Source organism: Rothia sp. HMSC068F09, from assembly GCF_001812775.1.
Lineage (GTDB): Bacteria > Actinomycetota > Actinomycetes > Actinomycetales > Micrococcaceae > Rothia > Rothia mucilaginosa_A.
This window is the reverse complement of the sequence record NZ_KV810423.1, coordinates 62,563-69,464: the sequence shown is the minus strand read 5'-3', so window position 1 is coordinate 69,464 and position 6,902 is coordinate 62,563. Positions and strand designations below refer to the sequence as shown.

Annotated in this window: 5 protein-coding genes and 1 pseudogene; 3 read left to right on the top strand and 3 right to left on the bottom strand. The window is 61.7% G+C overall.

The window, feature by feature from the left end; translation table 11 throughout:
• From HMPREF2874_RS03905 to HMPREF2874_RS03895, 3 genes and pseudogenes are all read right to left on the bottom strand, one after another.
• Positions 1–828: pseudogene (locus HMPREF2874_RS03905) on the bottom strand (peptidase); the annotation flags it as partial.
• 426 nt (positions 829–1,254) lie between these two features.
• Positions 1,255–2,055, bottom strand: coding sequence for an SDR family oxidoreductase (locus HMPREF2874_RS03900; protein WP_070649013.1), 801 nt, complete (start codon positions 2,053–2,055; stop codon positions 1,255–1,257).
• Between the two features lie 111 nt (positions 2,056–2,166).
• Positions 2,167–2,481, bottom strand: a complete 315-nt coding sequence (locus tag HMPREF2874_RS03895; RefSeq protein WP_070649012.1) for a penicillin-binding protein — start codon at positions 2,479–2,481, stop codon at positions 2,167–2,169.
• Between the two features lie 125 nt (positions 2,482–2,606).
• Here HMPREF2874_RS03895 and HMPREF2874_RS03890 point away from each other — a divergent pair, with 125 nt between their 5' ends.
• The 3 genes from HMPREF2874_RS03890 to HMPREF2874_RS03880 all read left to right on the top strand — a co-directional run bounded on the left by HMPREF2874_RS03890 (position 2,607) and on the right by HMPREF2874_RS03880 (position 6,854).
• Positions 2,607–2,936 (top strand): hypothetical protein, encoded by a 330-nt coding sequence (locus tag HMPREF2874_RS03890; RefSeq protein ID WP_070649011.1) that lies wholly within the window; start codon positions 2,607–2,609, stop codon positions 2,934–2,936.
• Positions 2,937–3,050: 114 nt separating this feature from the next.
• Complete coding sequence (gene valS / locus HMPREF2874_RS03885; protein WP_070649010.1) at positions 3,051–5,783, top strand: valine--tRNA ligase; 2,733 nt, start codon at positions 3,051–3,053, stop codon at positions 5,781–5,783.
• Between the two features lie 642 nt (positions 5,784–6,425).
• The gene (locus HMPREF2874_RS03880; protein WP_070649009.1) at positions 6,426–6,854 is read left to right on the top strand and encodes a hypothetical protein; all 429 of its coding nucleotides are present in this window, start codon (positions 6,426–6,428) and stop codon (positions 6,852–6,854) included.
• The last annotated feature ends 48 nt before the right edge of the window (positions 6,855–6,902 follow it).

Here is a 6,902-nt window from a genome sequence, read left to right as displayed (position 1 = left end):
AGTCTCGGGGGCGGGAGTCTCATCAGCCTTAGGGGTCTCCGGAGTCGGAGTCTCGGGGGCGGGAGTCTCGTCTGCCTTGGGGGTTTCCGGGGCGGGGGTCTCGTCTGCCTTGGGGGTCTGAGCACGCGGAGTGGTAGTCTCGGTTACCTTGAAGGAGGAAAGAGCCACCAGCTTCTCGGCGGGCTGAGCCTGGGGGTTGCTGACAGCAACCAGAGCGTAGGATGCGCCGGCGGGAAGCTGGGCTGCGGGAACGCTGAGGGAAGCGTTGAATGCGCCGTCCTTGATCTGTCCAGCGTCAACGGTGATGGTTGCAATCGGTTCACCGGTAATCTGCTGGTTAGCGTCCAGAGCGTAGATGCTCACGTTAACAGAGGCACCCACCTTGGCCCCCTGGAAACCGGATGCACGAACCGTAATGGTATTGATGGTGGCGTCTGCGGGGAAGTCGGTTTCCTCAATCTCGATGGCGGGATTGGCCTGCTCGGTCTTGGGATCTGCCTTCGGGGTTTCCTCGGTCTTCGGTGCCTCGGTTGCAGTCGGCGCCGGGGTCTCAGCCTTCGGTGCCTCAGCCTTGGGGGCCTCGGTGGCAGCGGGGGCCGGAGTCTCAGCCTTCGGTGCTTCAGCCTTCGGAGCCTCGGTAGCAGCCGGGGCCGGGGCAGTAACCTCTACGTTTACCTCGCCGTTGGGGTGCTGCGTGACGGCAACGGTCGTGCCGCTCTGGTCTGCGGGAGCCTCAGCCGCAAAGGTTGCCGGAATAGCGGCAACGGAGCCTGCGGTAAAGGCTGCCGCTGCTGCAATCTTGTAGACGCGACGGGTAGTCTTCGACATTGTTCCTCGATCTCTGAATCATCGGTGGTGAACCCCGGGAATATGAGCCCCCCTCATCGAAGGCCATCGGGTGTTCAATATGGGTGTGATGCTAAAAGGCTAACATTCGCCCCTGTTCTTACCGGCACCCTATCGCATCCTCTATTCAAGTGTTATCAAATCGTTATAAAACACTCCCCTAGAAAGAGGTTGTATACATACCAATTTACTTACTCAAGTTCTCTATATCAGGATATGACGATTCTTAAACTTCTCTTTTGCTGACGTTTAACAAACCTATGCGTTATTCCGTGAGGAAAAACCTTATAACTACCTGAGAAAACCCCGCTTCGGGGAGTGAGCTTTCACCCATCCCCCAAACGGGGTTATGTGCGTATTATCCGCAGAACTTCTCATTGAAGGGTTGTAGAGAGGGCCGATGGCACGCTACCCCTCGGCGCGAATCACCTTGAACTGGCTAGCCTGAGCCACCGGGCGCAGGGTAACGCGATCCAGATTGACGTGGTGCGGAACATTGAGCGCAAAGGTTACGGTCTGCGCAACGTCCTCGGCGGTAAGCGGATTCGGTACACCCTCATACACGCGGTCGGCGGCCTCCTGAGAACCCAGGCGGTTCAGAGAGAACTCTTCGGTGTGCACCATGCCGGGGCAAATCTCGATGACGCGCACGTTATGTTCCGCCTCCTCCAGGCGGAGCGCCTCGGTCAGGCCGCGAGCGCCAAACTTTGCGGCGTTATACCCGGCGCCGCCCTCGTACCCATGCTCGGCAGCGGTGGAGGTCAGATTCAGAATCGTGCCGTGACCATTCTGGCGCAGTGCCCCGCTGAAGGCGCGGACCGTATTCAGGATTCCCAGCACGTTCATGCGGTACATCTGCAGGTAATCTTCGGGCTTACCCTCCGCAACGGGATCCAGGCCGATGGCTCCCCCGGCAATGTTGACCAGAGCGTCGACGGTTCCCTGCTCACCCAGAATCTGCTCGGCGGCAAAGGCAACGGCGGTTTCGTTGGTTACATCGCAGGTGACCGGATGCGCCCCGGTCTCCTGCTGCAGGGTGTAAAGACGGTCGGTGCGGCGAGCCAGAGCGTACACCGTCCACCCGGTGGCAACCAGCTGGTGCACGGTCGCACGACCAATTCCGCTGGACGCGCCGGTCACCACGGCTACCTTACCGTCTCCGGCCCAGGAGCGAAAGGGAGATGGAGGAATGTAAGTGTTCTTAGTCATATCTTTATCCTAATAAAACGATGCCCGGTCGTGCTCTACAACGAAACACACCGGGCATACATTTTTGGTTTTTTCGGTTTTCACGGTTCAAAAGAACCTCGTCAACCCCGATTACTTGCGGCGACGGGGAAGACCCCAGCGGCTACGGCCACCATCGCGGTAGCCGAGGCGGTGCTCAAAGTACACGGGCGAGCTACTACCGGTCTTCACGGTGTCCGGGGGAACCGTACCCTCGCGTGCAGACATGAGATAGAGAATCGCTGCACCCGGTACGAAAGCGATAATGGGAAGAACGAAGCGCATGCGCGCCTCCCCATAGCCGCTTCGCATGCTAAGGTGCCCGATGCATGCCGCCACCAGTACCGCCTGAATCAGTAGAACGGCGGTCTCGAAAGCACCCAAACCAAAGAAACTAAACGTACTCATCAATGCCTCCTCAGGATTGGTACTATTTCAGTCTACGCCCCCGAATGATGCCTGCATAGGGTCCGGTCACGTGTTGAAATGATCCGCGGGACACATTTATCTTCGGGTATTAATGACATATTCCTGTGGCGTTTCCGAATAGCGCCTCCGAGGCCCCCGCCCCCCCTATCCACCGCACCACCGTGAAATCTCAACACCACCGCATCACCGACCTCCGGACCCGCCGGCGAGAATTACAGCAGCGAGCCGCCGCGTACCGAGCTTCCACAGGGACCCCCTACCCCATCGAGGTACACCTACTCCTGGGGCAGACCTACCTGGACCCCGCCTCCTGGGATGAGCTCATCCACTCCCGCGGACCCGCCGCTGCCCTGCGTCGCGCACGTTTCGCCCCGCGATACGACCGACTTCTGCGCCGCCTCGAAGAAGCCATCACCCGCTACGAACGCCCCTGACAACCCCTCGAAGCACCCCGCAAACGGCCATCGTGGCCGTGACTCACCACATCCTCGGCGCACGGTCAGCGATGAAAGCTGAGAGAACGCCGTGAATATGAGAAAATAGCCCTTATGGCTGAAAACATTTTGGGCTCAGACTCGCCCGTACAGATTAACGTTCCCGACCGCCCCGCCCTCGAAGGCCTCGAAGAGAAGCTTTCGAAGCGCTGGGCCGATGAGAAGACCTACGCATTCGACGAGAACACCACTCGCGAGCAGGTCTACTCCATCGATACCCCGCCGCCGACCGCATCCGGCTCCCTGCACGTGGGTCACATGTTCTCCTACACCCAGACCGACGTCATTGCACGCTACCAGCGCATGACCGGCAAGAACGTGTTCTACCCCCTCGGCTGGGACGACAACGGTCTGCCCACCGAACGCCGCGTTCAGAACTACTACGGCGTTCTCTGCGACCCCTCCGTGCCCGACAACGATTCCTTCCGTGACCTGATCACCTGGAAGGCAGACGGCACCCCCAAGCCTGACCGCAGCCAGGCAAAGTGGCCGCGCATCTCCCGCAACAACTTCATCGAGCTCTGCGAAGAACTCGCGGTTGAGGATGAGAAGGTCTTCGAGAACCTCTTCACCACCCTGGGTCTGTCCGTGGACTGGTCGCGCACCTACCGCACCATCGACGCACACTCCCGCAAGGTCTCCCAGCTCGCCTTCCTGAAGGACCTGGAAGCAGGCAACGCCTACATGGCAGAGGCCCCCACCATGTGGGACGTCACCTTCCGCACCGCGGTCGCCCAGGCCGAGCTAGAAGATAAGGAACGCCCCGGCGCGTACCACCGCATCAGCTTCCACCGCCCCAACGGCGAGAAGGTCTGGATCGAGACCACCCGCCCCGAGCTGCTGCCCTCCTGCGTGGCCCTCGTGGCGCACCCCGACGACGAGCGCTACCAGTCGCTCTTCGGCACCACCGTCACCTCCCCGCTGTTCGGCGTTGAGGTCGAAATCAAGGCTCACCCGCTGGCACAGCCCGACAAGGGCGCCGGTATCGCCATGATTTGTACCTTCGGTGACACCACCGACGTCACCTGGTGGCGCGAGCTGCAGCTGGACACCCGCGCACTCATCGGCCGCGACGGCCGCTTCTCCCGCGAAACCCCCGAGTGGATTACCTCCCCCGAGGGCCGCGAGCGCTACGAGCGCATGGCCGGCACCACCGTCTTCACCGCGCAGAAGACCGTCGTGGAGATGCTGGTTGAGGCCGGCGAAATGGACGGCGACCCCAAGCCGATTACCCACCCGGTGAAGTTCTACGAAAAGGGCGACAAGCCCCTCGAGATCGTCGCATCGCGCCAGTGGTACATCCGCAACGGTGGCCGCGACGCCGACCGCCGCGAGAAGCTCATCGAGCGCGGCCGCGAAATCAATTGGCACCCTTCCTTCATGCGTAGCCGCTACGAGAACTGGGTTGAGGGTCTGAACGGCGACTGGCTGATTTCTCGCCAGCGCTTCTTCGGCGTTCCCTTCCCCGTCTGGTACCCGCTGGACGCCGAGGGCGAGCCCGACTACGAGAACCCGATTCTGCCCACCGAGGATATGCTCCCGGTGGACCCCGCCTCGCAGACCGCTCCCGGTTACACCGAGGATCAGCGCGGCGTGGCCGGCGGCTTCGTGGCCGACCCGGATGTTCTGGACACCTGGGCCACCTCCTCCCTGACCCCGCAGATTGCGACCGGTTGGGGCGTGAACCCGGACCTGCACGCAAAGACCTTCCCCATGGATCTGCGCCCGCAGGGTCACGACATCATCCGCACCTGGCTGTTCTCCACCGCCGTGCGCTCCGAGACCCTGGCCTCCTCCGTGCCGTGGTACAACACCGCGCTCTCCGGCTGGATTCTCGACCCGGACCGCAAGAAGATGTCCAAGTCCAAGGGCAACGTCGTGGTCCCGAACGAGGTTCTGGAGAAGTACGGTTCGGACGCTGTGCGCTACTGGGCGGCTTCCGCTCGCCTGGGTGCCGACACCGCCTACGACGAGGGTCAGATGAAGATTGGCCGCCGCCTGGCCATCAAGCTGCTCAACGCCTCCAAGTTCGTGCTGAACCTGGGCGCAACCGAGAAGTCCGTCATCACCTCGCAGGCTCAGGGTCGTGTGCTCATCAACGCCCTGGATCGCTCCCTGCTGGCTCGCCTCGCGTACCTGATTGAAGAGGCAACCGCAGCCTTCGAGAAGTACGAGTACGCTCGTGCCCTGCAGATTTGCGAGAGCTTCTTCTGGTCCTTCACCGACGACTTCGTCGAGCTGATTAAGGACCGTGCCTACGGTGCTCGCGGTGAGCAGGAGCAGGCTTCGGTTCTGGCCGCTCTGGCCACCACCCTGGACGCTCTGCTGCGCCTGTTCGCGCCCTTCCTGCCCTTCGTGACCGAAGAGATTTGGTCCTGGTGGCGTGCGGGTAGCGTGCACCGCGCCGAGTGGCCGCAGGCACTGCCCATCCTGGAGGGCACCCTGCTGGCTGAGTACTCCGCTCAGAACCCGACCGCCGGCATCTCTGCCCAGTGGGTCCTGGCTGATGCCAACCCGGCTCAGATTGACTCGCTCAAGCAGATCCTGCCGGATGTTGCCGAGGCCCTGGGCGGCCTGCGCAAGGCAAAGAGCGACGCGAAGGTCAAGCAGCGCACCGAGGTTGAGTCCGCTACCATCGCGGCTCCTCAGGCTCAGCTGGACCGCATCGAGGCCGGCCTGGGCGATCTGAAGGCCGCCGGTAACGCACGCGAGCTGTCCCTGGTGGCAGCCGAGGGCGAGCTCGAGGTTCGCGATGTAGTGCTCGTGGTGGAGGAAGCCGCCGAGTAGGCGATGCATCCGCGATTCGTCGTCGCTCGTTGCGCGACGCTCAGCCTGCGCTAAGACGCGGATCCCCTACGCACCGATGGTGAATAACGCGAGGCGGGGAGGTACCGTAATTTCGGTATCGTCCCGCCTCGCTTATCTACACTCCGTGCAACTCCGGTGGGCTCCGATGCCAGCGGAGCCCCCATTGCGCTATTCCTTTCTTTCAGCTGAAAGGAATTTTGTTATTTTTTTCGTGCATAAAATCTCGTTCTCAACGACCGCTCGCAATGCAGGCCTTACGGCTCCGTGCGTCTCAGCTATAACACCCCCGAATCCCCTGCCGAATCCCCTGGACTTGGGAATTTACCTCCCAGATAGCTCTTCTCCCCTCCCTATTATGTGGGGTTGGAGCCATCTCATTGCAGATTATTGCGTTTGCGTGCATGTTTTTTGGGTCCCTCAACCGCTAATCAACCTTATTAGATTGACGGTCACTTTTTTGTATGATGGTTTGCGAGGGTTCCCCTCAATTCACTTCACTTCGGCGAGCGCACGCCACCGGTACGAACCAGTAAGCCGACCAGCCACACCACTACCCACCGCCGGGGTGCGATGTCGCATCCCGACCCTACCCGCGCGCCACGGCGGCGCGTACGACCGCTCATGATTCCCCATTCAGCATCAGAACACACCCCTGCGAGGCAGGCGAACTACTCCGCCCCCTCACCCGCGAGGCAGAGCTCTCCCACCCCGGTAACGGCTGACGCCCCTTCGGCAGACGCCCCGAACCAGGATCAGCTCCAGCACTACCTCTCCGTCCTCGGCGAGTACATCCGCCAGGCACGCGAACACGCTCAGACGCTCCACGACTCCTACACCAACGAGGTCTACGAGCTCTGGCACGAACACATCACCAACTCCGCCGCCGCTGACGAAGCAAGTATCGCCTCCGGTGCACTGAACGCCTCCGAGCTGGAGGAGCTAACCCGCAAGTGGGTGCGCCTCATGCGTGAGGGCCGGGACATGCTGCACCACGAGACAACCATTGCCGCAGACCGGGCAATTGTGCAGGACGGCTTCCCTCTCGACTGATTCTCTCTCCCCCCCCCCCCCCCCCCAAAAACCCCCCGCCCCCCCCCC

Bases quoted from the DNA above. Each gene is read 5' to 3' on its own strand.
- valS (WP_070649010.1), top strand. From the start codon at position 3,051: ATGGCTGAAAACATTTTGGGCTCAGACTCGCCCGTACAGATTAACGTT.
- HMPREF2874_RS03895 (WP_070649012.1), bottom strand. From the start codon at position 2,481: ATGAGTACGTTTAGTTTCTTTGGTTTGGGTGCTTTCGAGACCGCCGTT.
- HMPREF2874_RS03880 (WP_070649009.1), top strand. From the start codon at position 6,426: ATGATTCCCCATTCAGCATCAGAACACACCCCTGCGAGGCAGGCGAAC.
- HMPREF2874_RS03900 (WP_070649013.1), bottom strand. From the start codon at position 2,055: ATGACTAAGAACACTTACATTCCTCCATCTCCCTTTCGCTCCTGGGCC.